The following is a 19,991-nucleotide window of genomic DNA, read 5'->3' on the forward strand; positions in this document are numbered from 1 at the left end:
GCGCGCTTCGAGGTGGCCGTGCCTCGTTCCTTGTCGCTGGTGTGCTTCCGCTTGAAGCCTCTTTCTGGAGAGACACCCCAGGCCACCGACGCGCGCAATCGGGAGCTGCTGGAGCGGGTGAATGCCTCGGGCCAGATGTTCCTCTCGCACACCGTGTTGCCGGCGGTGGAGGGGGCACCTGCTCGCTACGTGCTGCGGATGGCCATCGGGGCTTCGACGACGGAGGAGCGGCACGTTCGCGCCGCGTGGGAACTCCTCGCCTCTTCCGCTAAAACGCACTGAGGGGGCGCCCTCGCGAGTAGTTGCTTTTGCCGGGAGTCTCGCCCACATCTGTTGAAAGTCTGTGAGCGAGACAAAGTACGAGTGTCGCATAAACTAGAACTGCAGAATCCCTTCCAGCTTCTCTATTCGCGGTTTCCAGTAGTCGGCGACTTCTGAGAAGAGACGACCGTAGAGGCCATCCGGGTGATACATTATGCTGTCATCTGGGATGATGAAGATGTCGCCACGTAGTTCGACGATTCCTTGTTCAATGAGAAAGGTTTCGACTGCGGAAGTCTTGGCTGAAGGGACAGCGGTGCGTCCGAATAATTTATGCTTGTAGACGCCGAACTCGCCGCGTCGATCCTTCCTGACGAGTCGCATTAGTTGGTTGGCTAGTCGCTTGGCCGCGCTTTCTGATGAGTTTTGTTCTTCTTCGAAGTCCGTAATGATGATGTTGTCATGGACTATGGAGACGTTGGAGTATCTCTGGGCGAGAATCTGAAGAGCGTCCCAGGTTTCCTTGTGAATCTTGACATCCTTGAGGATGATTTTTGTCTGCACTCCAGTGGGGTACATCGCTTCTGCGAGGGCTTGTGCGCCGCGCTCGTCGTCCGATACGAGGTAGAGGTGTCCCCCATGAAACTCGACTGTTCCGCTGAGCGCGAGTGAGCGAACAGAGATATGCAGGAAATCGCAATTGCGACAAAGCGTGTTCTTGAGCTGGAGGTTGCCAAAGGTGCACAGGGAGAGGCTTAGGTCGGATAGATATCTGTTGAGGCTTTGCCCATCAAGCAGGATTAGGTCGTCGTCTTTGCCATTGTCAAAGCATAGATTTCTGAGATTCACCGGGAGTTCGCGAATGTCGCGATAGAGCCTGACGAAGACTAATGCATATGTCAGCAGGTAGCTGAACTCTTCGCCACCGATTTTGGTTGGCTGGGAGAAAAGACGCTCAAGGGCGGAGCTGAGATGTGAGATGCTTTGGTTGTCCCAGCATAGAAAGAAGAGTGCATTTGTTGCTCGCTCTTCAACCTCGGTGACGATTAGTTCTGTGACGAGGGTGACGACGATGTCTGCTAGTGCTGAGTGGGTTGTGTCCTTTTGATTTAGCTTGGAGGCGAGTTCGGAGAACCTAATGGTGAGGTACTCTTTGATGAAGTAGTCGTTGTAGGCAGGGTGTTGATAGGCAAAGTGTGAGCCGTTGAATCCGGTCTGCGTGCCTTGGGTTAGTGGGTGGTGGTTTAGGAAATTAGCTATGCACTGGAGAGCTTCGTTCTCAATCTGGTCTTTTACGCCTGGATCGAGTTCCGGATCGGCCTGTGGAATGCCGAATGATGCCTGGAGTGCGTAGTGCGTTTGGCGTTCAATGAGGATTCCCTTTATGGATTCCTCTTGCGGTGGACGTGTGTAGTATCGTTTCTCCTGGAGAATGAGTCGTGCAATCTCGGAGAAGAAGCGGCGTTGATTCTCGGGGGTAAATGGGGACTTGTGCCAGTTGTTTTTCAGGCGCCCGTACAGTTCAGTACCCCAATTGCTTTTTTCCTGGTATTCACGTTGATTTATTAGGTCAATGACTTGGTCGAAAAGGCGGGATGACTGTATGTTGGCAAAGTCTTCTGGACTTTGAACTGGCAAGGTGGTGTCGGTCCCCTTAGGCGTGATTCCGGTTATGTAGTTGCTGAATGCATGGAGGAATAGAGAGTGTCCAACGAGGTAGTCGCCGCCTGATACTCCGCCAGCTACCTGCTCCAGTGCATTGCACCAGTTGTCGACTTGTTCTGTTGACAGGACGTGTCCGACGCTGATGCCTATGAATCGGCGGCGCTGGTCTCTGTTGAAGGGCTTGAGAGTGATTTTCCGAGCAAGGCCGTCGAGTTCGTCGTTAAAGATTTTGTCCGTGGTGAGGTAGTAGTCCCTCGATGTGAGAATGATCTTTGAAGCGCGTTGCTTTTCGGGTGGCGCATAGGACGCTCGGAGTTTCTTTAGGAAGCGGACCGCGTCGCTTCGATTTGAGAACTTTAGGTGCTCATCGAAGGCGTCGAGAAAAACGGTGAGTAATCCGGATGCTATGAGCTCTTCTACGGCTGCTGCTGTTGTTCTGCTTTTGAAGAGGGGGAATGAATTGATGTGTGCTGCGAGATCGATGTCGGCTCCTGCTGGAATCCCTCGCATGGGGACATACACGGGTATGGTCGAGTGCTGGTAGTCTAGGAATCCTTGCCAGAGCTTCGCGCCGGCGAGTTTTAGCAGGGTCGACTTACCTATGCCTCCGATTCCAAAAATGGTCAAAAAGGGTGGCGCCTCGACTGCGATTGACCAGTCTGCAATTGCCTGGGTGGCGCTTGGCGGGGCGAGGTGGGAAGTTGGCGGCGCCGTTTCTGTGAATTCCGGATCTATGAAGTTGGATGGTTTTATGGTCGTTAATTCGCCTATTGGGCTGGGTAGTGGTTGAGACTTTATGTGTTGGGGGATTTGCGAGAGACGTAAGTTAAGGATTTGCTCAGAGAGCAGGTCGTTGAGGTGGAGGGCTTGCCAGTCTGGGTTGGTCTCGTCGTCGAGTGTGATTGTGTTGACGGGGCCGGGTGAGGTTTTGATGATGATTGTTTTGTGAATGTGGCTATCGAGGACTGAACCAGGAATTTCGGTGTTTGCGGCGCGGGCAAGGGCGCGCGATGTTCTGCGATTGATTTTGCTGAGTTCTTCGGTGATTCGACTGGTGAGGTTTTCTGTGTTTGTTAGGATGATGAGGTAGCGCCGCCGATCGATTCCGAAAGTGTCGCCGTATAGCCAGTCTTCTCCGTGTTGGAGGGTTCGATCTATATGGAGTAGCCTCGCGACTGCATCTATGGGGGTGTGCATTGTGTTATTTTGGAGTCTGTGTGTCCTGGCGTCAATGGAGCGCCCTGGGGTTGAGTGAACCCAGGGGTGATGTGTGTGCTGGCGGTGTGTTGAATTAGGGAGGCTGCGTAGCGGGTGTGTGGCCCTCGACAAGCGGGATAGGGAGGCGCTGCTGGATGCGCTCAGCGTGACGCCGGAGTACCTGCGCAACGCCGCGAGCGCGAGCGGCGCCGTCGTCGACTACCGAGACTGGCAGGTGCCGCTGGGACGCCGCTTCCGCGCGCTGAAGCTGTGGTTCGTGCTGCGCCACTATGGCGCGCGAGGACTGCGGGCCCACATCCGTGAGCACGTGCGGCTGGGCGAGTGCTTCGAGTCCTGGGTGTCCGAGGAGGCGCGCTTCGAGGTGGCCGTGCCTCGTTCCTTGTCGCTGGTGTGCTTCCGCTTGAAGCCTCTTTCTGGAGAGACACCCCAGGCCACCGACGCGCGCAATCGGGAGCTGCTGGAGCGGGTGAATGCCTCGGGCCAGATGTTCCTCTCGCACACCGTGTTGCCGGCGGTGGAGGGGGCACCTGCTCGCTACGTGCTGCGGATGGCCATCGGAGCTTCGACGACGCAGGAGCGGCACGTTCGCGCCGCGTGGGAACTCCTCGCCTCCTCTGTCGGCTGACGTCCGCGGGACACAGGGCCAGGGGGTCATCGCGCCAGAGGAGGCACGTCCGCGTGTCTCTTTACACGGCGTAATGAAATGAGGGGGGAGGCGAGTCGTTCTCTCGCCAATCCGACGCTGATTGTCTCGGTACCCCTCACCCCAAGTTGGGTTCCTCTGGAGTCTCCCGTGTCACGACGTGCCCTGTTCCTGCCGCTCTGCGCGCTGCTGGCCTGCGCCCATTCCCAGCCGACCTCGCCTCCACCGACTCCTGCCTCGGTGGTGATTTCTCCCGAGGCCACCGCCGCCATGACGCGTGCCTGGATGGCCCAGAACGAGGGGGACGCGGCGAAGGGGCATGCCGAGCTGCGACAGGTCTGGGATGCGGGACACCAGTTCGAGGAGGTGGCTCGCGGCGCCGCAGACATGGCGGCGGCTTCGGGCGACACGGTCATGGCCATGACCTGGTTGGAGCGGGCCCTCGACAAGGGACTGTCCAACCCAGGGGGCTTGCTGCACGCCGAGGCGCTGGCCCCGCTGCGCACGTTGCCGGGCTACGACGCGTTGGTGGTGCGCGCTCGGAAGAATGCGCTGGAGGCCCGGCGCACCTGGGGCGTGGGTGCTGGACTGGAGCGGAGTTCTCCCAAGGAGGCGGGACTGTCCGAGCCCGCGCTGGAGGAGCTGTTGAAGGCCGCCGAGAAGTCGGGCTCCGCGGGCCTGGTGCTGCTGCGCCACGGCAAGCTGGTGGGGGAGTGGTACTTCGGCGGAGAGACGCATCGCATCGAGGCGATGTCTGCCACCAAGGGCATGGTGGCGCTGGCCATCGGCCTGCTCATCGACGAGGGGAAGATTCCGTCCGTGGACACCCCGGTCTCCGCCTTCTTCCCCGAGTGGAAGGACGGCCTCAAGGGCAAGGTGACGCTGAAGCACCTGCTCAATCACACGTCGGGGCTGGCAGCGAAACGCACCGCCTTCGACATCTACGAGTCCAAGGACTTCGTGCGCTACGCACTGGACTCGGAGGTGGTGGACGAGCCCGGCAGCAAGCACGCGTACAACAACAAGGCGACCAATCTCATCGCGGGAATCGTCGAGCGCGCGTCGGGCGAGAAGATGGATGTGTATCTCGCGCGGAAGCTCTTCACGCCGCTCGGCATCCGTGACTTCCGCTGGGACAAGGACCCGTCCGGCAACCCCGTGGGCATGGCGGGCTTGCAACTCCATCCGGTGGACTTCGCCAAGGTGGGGCAGATGTTGCTGCAAGGAGGCACGTGGCAGGGGAAGCGCATCCTGAGCGCGTCGTATATCCAGGCGCTCGGCGGTGCTCCCTCTCAGCCGCACACGCCCACGGCGGGGCTGCTCTGGTGGCTCATCTACGAGGAGGGCATGTCCGTCACGCTCGGCACCGATGCGCTGGAGCAGGCCCGCCGCAATGGCTTCCCCGAGGCGCCTCTGGCCCGACTGCGTGAAATCGCGGACCGACCCATTCCGCAGGGCGCGTTCTTCGCCACCTTCGTGGAGAAGCTGGGAGATGCCTCGCTGCTCACTGCCTTCATGGAGAAGTCCGCTCCCCACAACTTCAAGCAGCACGTGGAGGGGCCGCCGAGCGGCTTCGCGGCGATTGGCCAGGGTGGGCAGCGCGTGCTGGTGCTGCCGAAGTATGACCTCGTGGCCGTGCGCATGTCGGACTCCGACGGGCGCGTCCCCGAGGACGTCCTGGAGTTCTCCGAGTTCACCGGCAAGGTGCTCGGCCTCGTCCGGCCCGCACCCGCCGCGCCCACCGCCCGCTGAGGCGCCTGCTCTCCTGCGTCCTCGCGGCCCGGACCATGTGGCATCATGCATTCGCTCATGGTGCCGCACCGTCCCGTCTCACTCGTCCTCAGCTATCAGTACCCGGGCAAGTACGCCTTCACCGTGCTCGCGGGCGCCGTCGAGTCGGACCCGGCGCTCGCGGAGGTGAAGCTCTTCTTCCCCCGCGACAGGGAGACGCTGCTCTCCACCGTGAAGGAGCGCGCCGACGCCGGTGACACCGTGGTGGCCGCGTGGTCCTTCTACTCGGCCAGCTTCGCCGTCTCGGCGGAGGAGCTCGCGTGGGTGCGCGAGCGGCTGGAAGGGCGCTCCGTCCTCTGCATCGCGGGTGGGGTGCACGCGACGGCCGAGCCCGTTCAGACGCTTCAGGCCGGCTTCGACCTCATCGCGATTGGGGAAGGGGAGTACTCGCTGCGCGAGCTGCTCGGCCGCGTGCAGCGTGGGGAGGACCCGCGTGACACGCACGGCGTGGCCCACCTGAAGGACGGCAAGCTGGTGCAGCATGGCCGGGGCGAGGGTGTGAAGCTCGACGACTTCCCTCCCTTCGCAGCCCGCAACGCCATGTACGGCGCCATCGAGATTACTCGCGGCTGCATCTATGCGTGCCGGTTCTGCCAGACGCCCTTCATGAGCAAGGCGCGCTTCCGTCACCGCTCCGTGCCCAACATCGCGCACTGGGCCCGGGAGCTGCGCCGCTCGGGACGGCGGGACATCCGCTTCATCACGCCCACGTCCATGTCCTACGGCACTGGCGACGAGACGATGAACCTGGCCGCAGTGGAGGAGTTGCTCGCCGCCGTGCGCGAGGCCATGGCTCCCGACGGGCGCGTGTACTACGGCACCTTCCCCTCGGAGGTCCGACCCGAGCACGTCACGCCCGAGGCGCTCGCGGTCCTCAAGCGCTACGTCCACAACGACAACCTCATCATCGGCGGCCAGTCCGGCTCCGAGCGCATCCTCCAGGCCACGCGCCGGGGGCATGACGTGGAGACGGTGGTGCGCGCCACGCGGCTCGCCGTGGAGGGCGGCTTCATCCCCAACGTGGACTTCATCCTCGGCCTGCCGGGCGAGGCGCCCGAGGACGTGGAGGCCACCGTCGCCCTCATGGAGCGGCTGGCGGAGCTGGGCGCGCGCGTCCACGGGCACACCTTCATGCCGCTGCCCGGCACGCCCTATCGCGACGCCGCACCCGGGCGGGTGGATGAGGAGACGCAGCGCAAGCTGGACAAGCTCGCCTCCCAGGGGCGGCTGTATGGCCACTGGAAGCAGCAGGTGGCGCTGGCGGAGGGCATCGCCTCGCGACGCAGGCCCCGGGCGGGCTGAGTCATCCAAACCAAGTGTTCGGGGAGCAATGCATGCGAGTGAAGACCTGGGCGCTCTGCCTTGGGGCTCTGCTGTGGGCGTGCGCGACACCATCGAACGTGGCGCACAGCGACTTCGCGCCGTTGCCGGCCTACGACGTGTCGGCCGAGGAGTGTGCCGCGTCGGCTGAGGACGGTGGGTGTGTCGCCCTGTCGTGCGCGAGCGGCGAATGCGGGCTGTACCGATGCGAGGACCTCGCGTCGGCGCCGGTGGCATTCCGTGGGCCGATGCCGGCGGTGCCAGTCGCGTCCTCACAGCAGCGCCTGTGGGGAGCAGCCCAACCGCTCCCGGGCCGGGGTCCCGTGCTCGTCATCCCGTGGAATCGCGCGGAGGAGCTGCCGAGCCAGGCGCGCCTCCGGAAGGCCTATGCCGAGTGGGCCACCGTGCCGAAGGAGAAGCACCACATCTTCCCCCGAGCGCTGGAGGAGTACTTCACCGAGCGTGGCATCAACATCCATGAGTTCGCCCTGGCTATCGACGTGCGGCGTCATCGGGAAATACATGACGGCAAGGACGGTGGGCCATGGAACAAGGATTGGCGCGCCTTCATCCGGATGAAGGAACAGAAGGGCCGGAGGGCGATGAAATGGGAGCTGATGGAATACGCGGGCGTAATGATTCAGCGTTACAACCTGGTCGGGATGCCCATGTCGTATTGGACGAAGCTCGATGAGCTGTTCGCCGTGCCGGTTCGAGGAGCGGGAGGAAAGTGATGCGCTTCTTCGAACTGGATGAGGCCTTGGCGAGTCGCGACCCGATGTACCCAGGGGGATATGAGGCCCGCCGGACCTGGAAGCTGCCAGGGGCCGTGTGTCCCACTTGCCATGGCGAGTGGGCCACGCTGGGCCTCGACTATCCCACGGTCGACTTGACTGCACTGCCAAGCGAGCGGGAGTACCGCAAGGCTCGGCAGACGATGTGGGAAGAGTATGCGCGGCTCCGCGATGGAGTGGTGCCGTTGCTACCGGCGGGTGCGCTGGTGGAGCCAGCGCTGGGGCTTGGGCCTCTGGTGGGAAGGGCCCGAGGCAACCTGCCGCCACTCGTGCTCCAGGAATCGTGGCGACTGCTCGTTCACGGTGACGTTCTCCAGACGCTTGAAGACGCGCGGCTTACGGGCATCACGCCGGTGGAGGCGCGCATCAGCGGGAGCAAGCGTGGCCCGCTGTACGAACTCGAAATCATGCCGACAGGTCGGCTGGCACCTGAGTGCCAGCCGCGATTCTACGGCAAGGGGCCCTGCACCACGTGTGGCCTGCAGGAGTACGAGCTGCCCGAGCGGTGGTGGTTGGACGCGACGCACCTCCCATCCCTGGATCTTTTCCGCTTTGCCGTGACGCCGTGCCGCATCATGGCGAGTGAGCGATTCGTGGAGGTCCTCGGCGAGGTGCTGACCCGCAGTGGCGTGAGCACCGTGGAGGTCGCGACGAAGCCGCCGGAGACGTCTGCCCCCTGAACGGACTTGCTGGCTCCTTCACTTCGTCGGGCCCGCGAGCGCCCAGGCGCTTAGGATGGAAACGCGATGTCCTCCGACGAGACCCCTCCCTACTGGTTGCTCATCTCCGTCCTCTTCAGCTCCCAGCCGCTGACGCCCTCGCTCGCCATGACGCTGCACCAGACGGCGTACGAACTGCACGAGCGGGGAGAGGGCGCCAGGGACGTCGCCGGAGACATGCTGAGCGGCAAGGTGCGCAACCTGCGCAAGGACGTGGCGCTCGGCGGAATCGCCGGCCCAGCCTTCGAGGCGGATATCGAAACGGAGCGCGGCTCCGGCGTGGTGCGCTTCATCCTCACGCGCCAGGGCCTGGCGATGATGCGTCAGCAGCCCGCGACGCCGCCTCGCCCGAAGTACCTCAACTGAGGTGACGGGGGCCTGCTCGCCGGGCCCCTCGCTGCGCGAAGTGTCCGGTCATCCCCACCTTCGAGTCACGGGCGGAAGCCACCCTCGAAGGAGCGACACCCATGGACCCGAAGGAATATCTCCAGAAGTCACTCGGCATTCCGCTGGACCCCGAGAAGCAGAAGGACCCGGAGGCGGACGGCGACAAGGTCCCCGCGGAGGGACGCGCCGGATTCCTCAACGACATCACGGAGCAGGACGGAGGTCAGCGCACGGACGCGGGGCCCCCGTATGACGGCTCCGGGGACCTCCAGCAGGGCCAGCGCGCCGAGTACCTCAAGCGCGCCGAGAAGAAGACGAAGAAGCGCTAGCTCTCCAGCGACACCTTCGTGCGGTTGCCCATGTGGAAGATGGAGTTGCTCAGCGTCGCGGCGGACAGCTCCGCCAGCTCCATCATCACCTTCTGCTCCTCCGCCTCCTTGGAGCCCGCCGCCGGCGTGGACGCGTCCTGCGCGCCGTTCGCGGAGCCGGCGTCCTTGGCGACGGGGGGACGGCCCACGGCCGACAGGTAGGAGTTCAGCAGCCCGCCGTGTGAGGAGCCCCCCACGGAGTTGAGGGCCGACTGCACCACCAGGCCGCCCGTGGACATCGACGGGTCACCCGGGCGGTTCGCCGCCGACATCATGTTGTTGTTGTGCTGCTGCACCAGGGAGCCGAAGCCCGCGCGCGAGGACGCGGCGCTGGCCTGCGGCGTGGGGACCTGGACCCGAGGACCGGTGAGGTTGTTGATGCGGCTCATGGTGCGCTCCTTGGCGGTCCGAGGGCGCACGAAGCGCGATTCTCGGAGGTCTGCCCACATTATCGCCCGAAGGCCCCGGAAGTTGCGTCCCGGCGCGCGGAGCCTGCCTGCCCGGCGGAAAAACGACCGAAGGCCGCGGACTTACGGGCAGGTGCCCCCAGTCCACGGCCCTCGGATGGATCAGCGGAAAAAGGCGCCGACTAGAACTGGTGGGCCTCGGTGGACTCGTGCAGGGCCAGGGTGCTGGCGGAGCCGCCGGAGATGACCTCGGCGACCTGGTCGAAGTAGCCGGTGCCGACCTCGCGCTGGTGACGCGTGGCGGTGTAGCCGTCCTTCTCCGAGCCGAACTCGCCCTGCTGGAACTCGCTGTAGGCCGCCATGCCGCGGTCCTTGTACTTGCGGGCCAGCTCGTACATCGAGTGGTTCAGCGCGTGGAAGCCGGCCAGCGTGACGAACTGGAACTTGTAGCCCATGGCGCCCAGCTCCCGCTGGAACCTGGCGATGGTGGCGTCGTCCAGGTTCTTCTTCCAGTTGAAGGAAGGCGAGCAGTTGTAGGCCAGCATCTTGTTGGGGAACTTCTCGCGGACGGACTCGGCGAACTTCTTCGCCTGGGCCAGGTCCGGGGTGCTGGTCTCGCACCACACCAGGTCCGCGTAGGGCGCGTACGCGAGGCCGCGGGCGATGGCGCAGTCGATGCCGCCGTTGAGGCGGTAGAAGCCCTCGGAGGTGCGGCCATTCTTCCGGTCGATGAAGGCGTGGTCGTACTCGTCCGAGTCGCTCATCAGCAGCTTGGCGCTGTCGGCGTCCGTGCGGGCGACGAGCAGGGTGGGCACGCCCATGACGTCGGCGGCGAGGCGCGCGGCGGTGAGGGTGCGGATGAAGTGGTTGGTGGGCACCAGCACCTTGCCGCCCATGTGGCCGCACTTCTTCTCGCTGGCGAGCTGGTCCTCGAAGTGGACGCCCGCGGCGCCGGACTCAATCATGCTCTTCATCAGCTCGAAGGCGTTGAGCGGGCCACCGAAGCCGGCCTCGGCGTCGGCGATGATGGGCGCGAACCAGTAGCGGTCGTTGCGGCCCTCGGCGTGGTCAATCTGGTCCGCGCGGCGCAAGGCGTTGTTGATCTTCTTCACCACGGCGGGGACGCTGTCCACCGGGTAGAGGCTCTGGTCCGGGTACATCTGCCCGGCGGAGTTGGCGTCCGCGGCGACCTGCCAGCCGGAGAGGTAGATGGCCTTCAGGCCCGCGCGGACCATCTGCACGGCCTGGTTGCCGGTGAGCGAGCCGAGCGCGTTGATGTATTCCTCGGTGTGGAGCAGCTCCCACAGCCGCTTCGCGCCGACTTCCGCCAGCGTGTAGCTGATGGGCAGGGTGCCGCGCAGCTTCAGCACGTCCTTGTCGGTGTAGTTGCGGGTGATGCCCTCGAAGCGTCGAGCGTGGAGCTTGGCGTGGGGAGAGGCATCCGGGGTCGTCGTGGTGGCGTCGTACATCGCAGGCTCCTCGGTGCGGCAGTGAAGGGTTGAAGAAGAACGAAGGTTCAGCGAGTGGAATCCAGCGCCGCGTAGGCGGGCAGGGTGAGGAAGTCCTCGAAGGTGGAAGCGGTGGACAGGCGCTCGAAAAGCTCACGGGCGCGCGTGACATGCTCGGCGCCGTAGCGCTGCTGGACGCCTTCGCGCTCCAGCTCGGCCATCTCTTCACCCAGCAGCGTCTGGAACAGCTCGGGCGTCACCTTGCGGCCGTCGTCGAGCGAGGCGCCGTGGTGGATCCACTGCCAGACCTGGGCACGGGAGATTTCGGCGGTGGCCGCGTCCTCCATCAGGTTGTAGAGGGGCACGCAGCCCAGGCCGCCCAGCCACGCGGCGGTGTATTGAATCCCGACGCGGAGGTTGTGGCGCAGGCCCTCTTCGGTGCGCGTGCCGGAGGGGACCTTGAGCAGGTCGGCCTCGGTGATGCGGACGTCCTCGCGCTTGTTGGAGAGCTGATTGGGGCCCTTCATGTTCGCGTCGAAGATGTCGCGAGCGAGGGAGACGAGGCCGGGGTGGGCGACCCACGTCCCGTCGTGGCCGTTCTTCACCTCGCGCAGCTTGTCGGCGCGGACCTTCTCCAGGACGGCCTCGTTGGCGGCGGCGTCACCCTTGATGGGGATGAACGCGGCCATGCCGCCCATGGCGTGGACGTCGCGGCGATGGCAGGTCTGGATGAGCAGCTGCGAGTAGGCGTTGAGGAACGCCTTGTCCATGGTGACCTGGCCGCGGTCCGGAAGGACGACGCTGGTGTCGGACTGGAGCGTCTTGATGAAGCTGAAGATGTAGTCCCAGCGGCCGCAGTTGAGGCCGGCGGAGTGCTCGCGCAACTCGTGGAGGATTTCGTCCATCTCGAAGGCGGCGGGGAGCGTCTCGATGAGGACGGTGGCCTTGATGGTGCCGCGCGGGATTCCGAGCGTGTCCTGGGCGAGCAGGAACACGTCGTTCCAGAGGCGGGCCTCCAGGTGGCTCTGCATCTTCGGCAGGTAGAAGTAGGGGCCGGTGCCGCGGGAGAGCTGCTCGCGGACGTTGTGGAAGAAGAAGAGGCCGAAGTCGAAGAGGGAGCCGGAGATGGGCTTGCCGTCGATTTCGACATGGCGCTCGGGCAGGTGCCAGCCGCGAGGACGCACGAAGAGGACGGCGGGCTTGTCGTTGAGGGCGTAGTGCTTGCCGCCATCGGCGGTGAAGGAGATGCGGCGGCGGACGGCGTCGCGGAGGTTGAGCTGGCCGCGGACGACGTTGTCCCAGGTGGGGCTGTTGGCGTCCTCGAAGTCCGCCATGAAGACGTTGGCGCCCGAGTTGAGGGCGTTGATGATCATCTTCCGGTCCACGGGGCCGGTGATTTCGACGCGGCGGTCCTGGAGGTCCGGGGGCAGGGGAGCCACCGTCCACTGGCCGTCCCGGATGGCCTTCGTTTCGGGGAGGAAGTGGGGACGCTCGCCCTTGCGCCAGGACGCTTGGACTGTCTTGCGGCGCTCCAGGAGCGCCTCACGGCGTTCGCCGAAGGAGCGCGCGAGGCGGGCGACGAAGTCGAGGGCGGCCGGGGTGAGGACCTCGGCGTAATCGGGGTGCCACGGACCCTTCACGGCCACGCCAGCGCTGAAGGCCGGGGTCTTCGAAGAGGGGGCATCCGAGGTCATCAAAAACTCCTTGGCATGCTGCGTTGTAAATCACTTCCAACGGGTCGGAAAATGGATCTTCCGAGGGAGGAAGGGAAGTGTCGGTCAATTTGTGCCTGCTCGGCTGTAATGCTGTCAACACCCGGCGGATTAAATCTGTAAATCAACAGACGTGGCGCGGGTTTGGAGGGGAGGGGGCGACGGCCAGGCGGCAGGCAATCAGCGACGCCAGATTGCGTAGGTAGGGATGCGGGCGCCAGGCGCCAAGGGGTTGCCCGCTCCGGGGAGGCAGGACATGGAAGCGATGAAGCGGTGCTCGGGATGCGCGGAGGAGATGAGGGCGGAGGCCGCGAAGTGCCCCCGCTGTGGGACTCGGGTGGAGCGGCTTCATCGGGGCGTGGAGGGGCGGGCGCTGACGGGCGTGTGCGCGATGCTGGCTCGGGAGCTGGGCATCGACGTGGCGTGGATCCGCGTGGCGCTCGTCGTCGCCACCTTGTTCTCTGGTGGCACGCTGCCCCTGGTGTACCTGCTCCTTTGGGGCTTCACTCCTTCGTCCCCCGTGGCGCGGGCTCCGCTGCAGCGCTCCATGGAGTGGCTGTCGGGACTCGGTCAGTCCTCTGACGCTCCTCGCATGGAACGCCGGGTCTGAGGCACGGGGCCACGGACATGGTGAGCACGGCTCGCGGGCCCCTCGGCTCGGCGCGGGTCCCCCCGTCAGCGGACGGGGCCCCCCACGCCGGCCGTCCCGCTCCCTTGCGTCACTTGGCCTCCGTGCACACCGTCTTGCTCATTTCGGTGAGCACCGAAACGTTCGTCCTCGGGGACCCGTAGAAGCACCTCACCGCCTCGCACTCCATCCTGGTGTGCACGGCGGCTCGAGGACTCCGGATGCCTCCCCCACTGGACCCCGTCGCCGCCGCCACCCACCCGGACCCGTACCCCTTCTACGCGGACCTCGTCTCCCAACGGCCCCTGTACTGGGATGACTCGCTTCGGTTGTGGGTTGCCTCCAGCGCGGAGGCCGTCCAGGCCGTGCTGACCCATCCCTCCTGCCGCGTCCGCCCTCCCTCCGAGCCCGTGCCGCGCCCCCTCCGCGGGTCGCCTCCCTCCGAGGTCTTTCGACTCCTCGCTCGCATGAACGACGGCCCTTTTCATGCGCTCGCGCGACGCGCACTCGTTGGCCTCCTGGCCACTTTTGATTCGCCTCGGGTCGTCGAGGTCTCCCGGCGGTGGACCCTCCGACTCGCGCTTCCGGAGTCGGCCCATTCACTCCCCTTCCTGCTCCCGGTTCATGTCCTCGGTGAGCTGCTGGGGCTTCCTTCCGAGTCACTTCCACGGGTCGCCTCCTGGACGCGGGACTTCGTTCGCTGCATCGCTCCGGGGGCACACCCGGACAGCCTGACGGCCGCGGTGGAGGCCACGCGGTCGCTGTGCTCACTGTTCCGCTCCTCTCTGGAGGCGCAGTGCTCCTCGGGTGACGGGGCTCTTGCCTTGCTGGTTCGGGAGTCGATGGCGCTGGGGCTCCAGGACTCTTCGGACGTGGTGGTCGCTAATGCCATAGGACTGCTCTTGCAGGCGAATGACGCGACGGCGGGACTGCTGGGGCAGGCTCTTCGCGTCCTGCTTCTGGACTTCTCCCTGCTGACGGAGCTGCGGGTGGAGGTGTCGCTGCTTCCCTCGTTTCTCGACGAGGTGCTCCGGTTCGAATCTCCGGTCCAGAACACCCGGCGGTTTCTGGCCACGGACGCCGTCATCGCCGGACAGTCCATGGCCTCTGGTGACGCGGCGCTCGTCGTCCTCGCCGCCGCCAACCGGGACCCCTCCCTTCATCTGGAGCCGTGGCGGTTCGACCTCCATCGGACGCAGCCTCGGGGACTTGCGTTCGGCGCGGGCGCTCACGCGTGCCCTGGCGCGGCGCTGGCGAAGGCCATCTCCCAGGGCGCTCTCCTCGCGCTGCTGCCCACGGACCTTCGCTCGCTTCGCTCGGCCTGCCTCGGCGCTTCGTGGATGCCCTCGCTCAATGCTCGCGTCCCTGTGTTCTCCGCTCCCTCTTCCCTGGAGGCTCACTCATGATCGCCGTCATCTTCGAAGCCCGGCTCAGCGCGGATGGACAGCGCGAGTACCTGGACCTCGCCGCCGAGCTGCGTCCCCTGCTGGCTCGCATCGATGGCTTCATCTCCATCGAGCGGTTCCAGAGCCTGTCCTCTCCGGACCGGCTGCTCTCCTTGTCGTTCTGGCGCGACGAGGCCGCCGTCCAGCAATGGCGTCAGCTGGAGGCCCACCGCGCCGCCCAGGCCCGGGGCCGGGACTCCGTCTTCGCCGACTACCGCCTGCGCGTCGCCACGGTCCTTCGCGACTATGGACCCCACGAGCGCGAGCAGGCCCCCGACGACAGCCGACGGGTGCACGGCTGACTCCTGGACTGCTCACGGACCGACGGTCCGCGCTCCTTCCAGGTGCCGAAGGCTCCAGCCTGTTATTCGTGGGCTCACGGACACTTTCCACCAGGAGCCCCGCGCGTGAGCACCCAGAACGTTCGCATCGAGAAGGACACCTTCGGCCCCATCGAAGTCCCCGCCGACCGCCTCTGGGGCGCGCAGACCCAGCGCAGCCTCCAGAACTTCGCCATCTCCACCGAGCGCATGCCCCCCGCCCTCATCCGCGCGCTCGTCCTCGTCAAGAAGGCCGCGGCCCTCGTCAACGTGGAGAACGGCAGTCTGCCTCGCGAGAAGGGCGACGCCATCGTCCGCGCCGCCGATGAAGTCCTCGCCGGAAAACACGACGCCGAGTTCCCCCTGTCCGTCTGGCAGACCGGCAGCGGCACCCAGACGAACATGAACACCAACGAGGTGCTCGCCAACCGCGCCTCGGAGCTGCTCGGCGGAGAGCGCGGCGAGGGCCGCAAGGTCCACGCGAACGATGACGTCAACAAGGGCCAGAGCTCCAACGACGTCTTCCCCACCGCCATGAGCGTGGCCGCCGCCACCGCCCTCATCGAGCACGTCATCCCCGAGGTGAAGGCCCTTCGCGACGTCCTCGCCGACAAGTCCCGCGCCTTCATGGACGTGGTGAAGATTGGCCGCACCCACCTTCAGGACGCCACGCCCATCACCCTGGGCCAGGAGCTGAGCGGCTACGTCGCGCAGCTGGACCTCGCGCGCTCCCACCTGGAGCGGACCCTCCCGCACCTGCATGAGCTCGCGCTCGGTGGCACCGCCGTCGGCACCGGCCTCAATGCTCCCAAGGGCTACGCCGAGCGCGTCGCGAAGGAGATTGCCCGCCTCACCGGCCTCGCCTTCGTCACCGCCCCCAACAAGTTCGAGGCGCTGGCCGCCAACGACGCGCTCGTCCAGGCCCACGGCGCCCTCAAGGGCCTGGCCGCCGTGCTCTTCAAGGTCGCCAACGACATCCGCTGGCTGTCCTCCGGCCCCCGCTCGGGTCTGGGCGAAATCACCATCCCCGAGAACGAGCCCGGCAGCTCCATCATGCCGGGCAAGGTGAACCCCACCCAGAGCGAGGCCCTCACCATGCTCTGCGCCCAGGTCATGGGCAACGACGTCGCCGTCTCCATCGGCGGAGCCTCCGGCAACTTCGAGCTCAACGTCTTCAAGCCCCTCATCATCCACAACCTCCTGCAGAGCTGCCGCCTCCTCGCGGACGGCATGCGCAGCTTCCGGCTCAACTGCGCCGTCGGCATCGAACCCAACCGCGCCCGCATCCAGGAGAACCTGGAGCGCAGCCTCATGCTCGTCACCGCCCTCAACCCCCACATCGGCTACGACAACGCGGCGAAAATCGCGAAGCTGGCCCACAAGGAGGGCAAGACGCTCAAGGAGGTCGCCGTGGCGCTGGGCCTGCTCACCTCCGAGCAGTTCGACCAGTGGGTCCGCCCGGAGAAGATGACCGGCCTGTAGGCACCCCCTGTCCTACACCTCGCCCGGACGCCCCACCGAGGGGCATCCGGGGGGCCTTCCCCCGTCCCAACCGTGGGCCAGCGCACGCTGCGGCAAGAACGAGCGGGCGCGAGCGCCACAGGACGATTAGGGTAGGGGAGCCATGAACGTCCCCTTCGTCATTGAGACCACGCACCGCGGCGAGCGGGCGTATGACCTGTACAGCCGGCTCCTCAAGGACCGCATCATCATGCTGGGCACGCCCGTCAACGACGACGTGGCCAACATCATCGTCGCCCAGCTGCTGTTCCTCGAGTCCGAGGACCCCGACAAGGGCATCAACCTCTACATCAACTCGCCCGGCGGCTCCGTCACGGCCGGCCTCGCCATCTACGACACCATGCAGTACGTGAAGTGTCCGGTGTCCACCATCTGCGTGGGACAGGCCGCCTCCATGGGCGCCCTCCTCCTGCTGGCCGGTGCGAAGGGCAAGCGCTACGCCCTGCCCAACAGCCGCATCATGATTCACCAGCCGCTCGGCGGCGCCCAGGGCCAGGCCACGGACATCGACATCCAGGCCAAGGAAATCCTCCGCCTGCGCAGCTACATCAACGGCCTCATCGTCAAGCACACGGGCCACACCGTCGAGCGCATCGAGAAGGACACCGAGCGCGACTACTTCATGAGCGCCGAGGATGCCCGGCAGTACGGCCTCATCGACGAAGTGGTGGAGAAGCAGCGCCTCATCTCGCCGCCGTCGTCCACCCCCAACAAGTAACACCCCGTCACACCGCCCCCGCTCTCGTGGCGGAGCGGGGGCCCCGGGTGGGTGCTTCGAGCCCGCCCGTTGATTCCCGCCACCCGCCGCGCGCAGCTCTTGCGCTGGTGCACCGAGCAGGCGCGAATCCCGCGCGCCGCCGTGCCCGCTCCCTCGGCTGCGAGTGGCACGGCCGATGCTCAAACTTGGACACATGTCCTGGCTCCGCTCGCGCACCCTCCGTCGCCTCCTGCTGCCCTCCGCCCTGCTGGTTGGAGCAGGCTGCGTGGGGCCCACAGGCCGCCCGCCCGTTCCCCCTTCCTCGGCCGACGTGCAGGCGGAGCTGGGCGAGCGCGACGTCATCCAGGCCGGCGAGGAATACGCCCGCAACAACAGCTTCGTCCTGGCGCAGGCCGGCGAGGCCGTGGAGGTCCGCCCCAACCTCTGGCGCATCCGCTTCGGCTTGAAGGACAAGCCCGGCCGGGGCGTGGAGCTGGAGTTCGACTCGCTTGCCCGCAGGGTGACGCGCGCCCAGGAGATTGAAATCGTCCCGGGCTCCACCACCCCCCCCGAAAAAGTCCCCGGACGCGGGGGCGAGGATGTGCCCTCCGGCGGTCAGGGGCGTGGACCCATCCCCTGACGTGGCCGGAGCCCGCCGCTACGGCAGCACGGTGACGCGATTGAGCGCGGGGGCGGGCAAGGGGCTCGCCTGACTGCTGTGCGCCTTCAGGTAGGCCTCCAGCGCGTCGCTGTCCACGGCGCCACCCAGCCGGTTCGTCCCCTCGGCGAGCACCGGGAAGCCATCACCCCCACCCGCGAGGAAGTTGTTCGCGGTGACGCGGTACTCCGCCGTCAGGTTCACTGGCACGCCGTTGATCCGGATGGACGCCGGGTCGACGCGGCTTCCGATGGGCGCCGACGCGCTGAACGCATAGGTGAAGCCCGCCGACGGAAGCAGCATGAGGGTGGCTCCCGACGGCCGCCACTGCCGCTCCAGCAGTTGCTCGATTTGCGCGCCCGTCAGCGTCAGGGTGACCAGGCTGTTGCCGAACGGCTGCGTGGTGAAGGCCTCGCCGTAGGTGACCTCGCCCTGGGCGATGTCCGCGCGCACGCCGCCCGGGTTCATGAAGGCCACCTGCGCCCCACCCAGGTTCGCGGGCTTCGTCGCCTCCAACTGCGAGTCCGCGATGACGAAGCCCAGGGTGGACTGGCCCGCGGAGTCCGTCTGTGTCCTGAGCGTCTGCGCCACCCAGCCGATGACCCGGTTGGCCCGCTGCGTGACGAGCTCCTGGTACTTCGTCACCAGCTCCTTCACCGCGCCGACCTCCTGCACGTCGCGAGTGACGATGACGTTGTTCGCTCGCGCCTGCACGACGTCGCCCGTCGCCTTGCTCAACGTCAGGTCGATGTCCGTGACGAGCTGCCCCATCGACGAGGCGCTCGTGACGACCTTGCCATCGATGACGCAGTTGTAGGCCTGATGGGTGTGGCCGCTGACGATGACGTCCACCGCGTCATCGAGGCCCTTGGCCATGCCCACGATGGCACCTGCGATGAGGCCGTCCGCACCCTCGCCCTTGCATTCGTTCACCAGCGAGCCCGAGGTCGGAATTCCACCCTGGTGCACCACCACGATGATGGCTTCGATGCCCTGCCGCCGCAGCTCCGGCACCAGCGCGTTCACCGTCTGCACTTCGTCCTTGAAGGTGAGCCCCGCCACGCCCGTGGGCGTGACGATTTCCGGCGTGTCCTCCAACGTCATGCCGATGAAGGCCACCTTCACGCCCTCGAACTCGCGCACGTCGTAGCGGGGGAACAGCGTGCGGTCCACGCCCGTGGCCACGTTGGCCGCCAGGAACTTGAACTTCGCGCCCGGGAAGCCATCCCCGTCCAGGCAGCCATCCACCGAGTGGCAGCCACCCGACTGCATGCGCAACAGCTCCGTGCTGCCCTCGTCGAACTCGTGGTTGCCTACCGCGACCAGGTCCAGGCCAATCAGGTTCATCGCCTCGACGGTGGGCTCGTCGTGGAAGAGCGCCGACAGCAGCGGCGAGGCGCCGATGAGGTCTCCCGCCGCCACCACCACTGTGTTCGGATTGGTGGCCCGCAGGGCCGCGATGTGCCGGGCGAAGTACGTCACGCCGCCCGCGCTCACCCGCACCGGCCCACCGTCGGGGGCCACGCCCGTCAGAATCTGGCCCGCGGGGGCCTCGAGCTGCCCGTGGAAGTCATTGAACGCCAGCACCTGCACGCTCACCGTGGTGGGACCCGAGTCGGACGTCCCCGAGTCGGACATCCCCGAGTCGGACATCCCCGAGTCGGACATCCCCGAGTCGGGCGTCCCCGAGTCGGGCGTCCCCGAGTCGGGCATCCCCGCGTCCGAGCCCGCATCCAGGGGCGGCTGCTGGGCGGGATGCTGCTCGCAGCGCTTGTCCTCGCAGACCCACTCCTTGCCCTCGGCCGGTGCGCTGTTGTCGAAGCGGCAGTCGGCGGCGTCCTGGCACTCGTCACCTCCGCAGCCACCATGGGCGAAGAGGAACATGCCGGTGACGAACGCTCCGGCGAGCAGGAAGACGCTGGGGCGCGCTCCCAGAAGAGACGAGCGCGGTGTGGCTTGAGGCATCGACGGAACTCCAGCGAACAGGGA

At 65.9% G+C, this 19,991-nt stretch carries 18 protein-coding genes and 1 pseudogene; 14 read left to right on the forward strand and 5 right to left on the reverse strand.

The genetic code is table 11. The features are described 5' to 3' along the window. Positions 1-282: pseudogene (locus tag G4D83_RS33600) on the forward strand (aspartate aminotransferase family protein); the annotation flags it as partial. A gap of 93 nt (positions 283-375) precedes the next feature. Here the strand turns inward: G4D83_RS33600 and G4D83_RS33605 are convergent. Beyond that, complete coding sequence (locus tag G4D83_RS33605) at positions 376-3,123, reverse strand: NACHT domain-containing protein (RefSeq protein WP_163868966.1); 2,748 nt, start codon at positions 3,121-3,123, stop codon at positions 376-378. A gap of 73 nt (positions 3,124-3,196) precedes the next feature. On the opposite strand from G4D83_RS33605, the gene G4D83_RS33610 reads away from it, so the two are divergent. The 7 genes from G4D83_RS33610 (at position 3,197) to G4D83_RS33640 (ending at position 9,127) form a co-directional block, all read left to right on the forward strand. After that, the gene (locus G4D83_RS33610; RefSeq protein ID WP_338041956.1) at positions 3,197-3,769 is read left to right on the forward strand and encodes a pyridoxal-dependent decarboxylase; all 573 of its coding nucleotides are present in this window, start codon (positions 3,197-3,199) and stop codon (positions 3,767-3,769) included. Between the two features lie 168 nt (positions 3,770-3,937). Next, positions 3,938-5,539 (forward strand): serine hydrolase domain-containing protein, encoded by a 1,602-nt coding sequence (locus G4D83_RS33615; RefSeq protein ID WP_240356891.1) that lies wholly within the window; start codon positions 3,938-3,940, stop codon positions 5,537-5,539. A 57-nt stretch (positions 5,540-5,596) separates the two neighbouring features. Then, positions 5,597-6,880: a TIGR04013 family B12-binding domain/radical SAM domain-containing protein gene (locus G4D83_RS33620; protein WP_163869080.1), complete on the forward strand. Its 1,284-nt coding sequence runs from the start codon at positions 5,597-5,599 to the stop codon at positions 6,878-6,880. 32 nt (positions 6,881-6,912) lie between these two features. Then, complete coding sequence (gene sitA6, locus G4D83_RS33625) at positions 6,913-7,632, forward strand: SitA6 family polymorphic toxin lipoprotein (protein ID WP_163868968.1); 720 nt, start codon at positions 6,913-6,915, stop codon at positions 7,630-7,632. Beyond that, entirely contained in the window at positions 7,632-8,372 is a 741-nt protein-coding gene (gene sitI6 / locus G4D83_RS33630) for a SitI6 family double-CXXCG motif immunity protein (RefSeq protein ID WP_163868969.1), read from the forward strand. The genes sitA6 and sitI6 overlap by 1 nt, the downstream gene beginning before the upstream one ends. Positions 8,373-8,438: 66 nt before the next feature. Next, a complete protein-coding gene (locus G4D83_RS33635; RefSeq protein WP_163868970.1) occupies positions 8,439-8,777 on the forward strand; it encodes a hypothetical protein in 339 nt (112 codons plus the stop codon). A 101-nt stretch (positions 8,778-8,878) separates the two neighbouring features. After that, positions 8,879-9,127, forward strand: coding sequence for a hypothetical protein (locus tag G4D83_RS33640; RefSeq protein WP_163868971.1), 249 nt, complete (start codon positions 8,879-8,881; stop codon positions 9,125-9,127). Here the strand turns inward: G4D83_RS33640 and G4D83_RS33645 are convergent. The 3 genes from G4D83_RS33645 to aceB all read right to left on the reverse strand — a co-directional run bounded on the left by G4D83_RS33645 (position 9,124) and on the right by aceB (position 12,715). Further along, positions 9,124-9,555 (reverse strand): hypothetical protein, encoded by a 432-nt coding sequence (locus tag G4D83_RS33645; protein ID WP_163868972.1) that lies wholly within the window; start codon positions 9,553-9,555, stop codon positions 9,124-9,126. The genes G4D83_RS33640 and G4D83_RS33645 overlap by 4 nt on opposite strands. A gap of 200 nt (positions 9,556-9,755) precedes the next feature. Continuing rightward, positions 9,756-11,042 carry an isocitrate lyase gene (aceA, locus tag G4D83_RS33650; protein WP_163868973.1) on the reverse strand — a complete coding sequence of 429 codons (1,287 nt, stop codon included), beginning with the start codon at positions 11,040-11,042 and terminating at the stop codon, positions 9,756-9,758. A 47-nt stretch (positions 11,043-11,089) separates the two neighbouring features. Next, complete coding sequence (gene aceB / locus G4D83_RS33655) at positions 11,090-12,715, reverse strand: malate synthase A (RefSeq protein ID WP_163868974.1); 1,626 nt, start codon at positions 12,713-12,715, stop codon at positions 11,090-11,092. A 274-nt stretch (positions 12,716-12,989) separates the two neighbouring features. Between aceB and G4D83_RS33660 the strand changes: the two genes are divergently transcribed. The 6 genes from G4D83_RS33660 to G4D83_RS33685 all read left to right on the forward strand — a co-directional run bounded on the left by G4D83_RS33660 (position 12,990) and on the right by G4D83_RS33685 (position 17,984). Beyond that, entirely contained in the window at positions 12,990-13,343 is a 354-nt protein-coding gene (locus G4D83_RS33660) for a PspC domain-containing protein (protein ID WP_240356893.1), read from the forward strand. Between the two features lie 239 nt (positions 13,344-13,582). Beyond that, a complete protein-coding gene (locus G4D83_RS33665) occupies positions 13,583-14,767 on the forward strand; it encodes a cytochrome P450 (RefSeq protein ID WP_163868976.1) in 1,185 nt (394 codons plus the stop codon). Further along, the gene (locus G4D83_RS33670; RefSeq protein WP_163868977.1) at positions 14,764-15,108 is read left to right on the forward strand and encodes an antibiotic biosynthesis monooxygenase family protein; all 345 of its coding nucleotides are present in this window, start codon (positions 14,764-14,766) and stop codon (positions 15,106-15,108) included. Before G4D83_RS33665 ends, G4D83_RS33670 begins: the two co-directional genes overlap by 4 nt. Before the next feature lie 105 nt (positions 15,109-15,213). After that, the gene (gene fumC, locus G4D83_RS33675; protein ID WP_163868978.1) at positions 15,214-16,608 is read left to right on the forward strand and encodes a class II fumarate hydratase; all 1,395 of its coding nucleotides are present in this window, start codon (positions 15,214-15,216) and stop codon (positions 16,606-16,608) included. A 142-nt stretch (positions 16,609-16,750) separates the two neighbouring features. Beyond that, a complete protein-coding gene (clpP, locus tag G4D83_RS33680; protein WP_163868979.1) occupies positions 16,751-17,365 on the forward strand; it encodes an ATP-dependent Clp endopeptidase proteolytic subunit ClpP in 615 nt (204 codons plus the stop codon). Between the two features lie 193 nt (positions 17,366-17,558). After that, positions 17,559-17,984: a hypothetical protein gene (locus G4D83_RS33685; RefSeq protein ID WP_163868980.1), complete on the forward strand. Its 426-nt coding sequence runs from the start codon at positions 17,559-17,561 to the stop codon at positions 17,982-17,984. An 18-nt stretch (positions 17,985-18,002) separates the two neighbouring features. Here the strand turns inward: G4D83_RS33685 and G4D83_RS33690 are convergent, their stop codons facing one another. Beyond that, positions 18,003-19,967, reverse strand: a complete 1,965-nt coding sequence (locus G4D83_RS33690; protein ID WP_163868981.1) for a bifunctional metallophosphatase/5'-nucleotidase — start codon at positions 19,965-19,967, stop codon at positions 18,003-18,005. Positions 19,968-19,991 lie beyond the last annotated feature (24 nt).

It is taken from the genome of Myxococcus eversor, from assembly GCF_010894455.1.
Taxonomy (GTDB): Bacteria; Myxococcota; Myxococcia; order Myxococcales; family Myxococcaceae; genus Myxococcus; species Myxococcus eversor.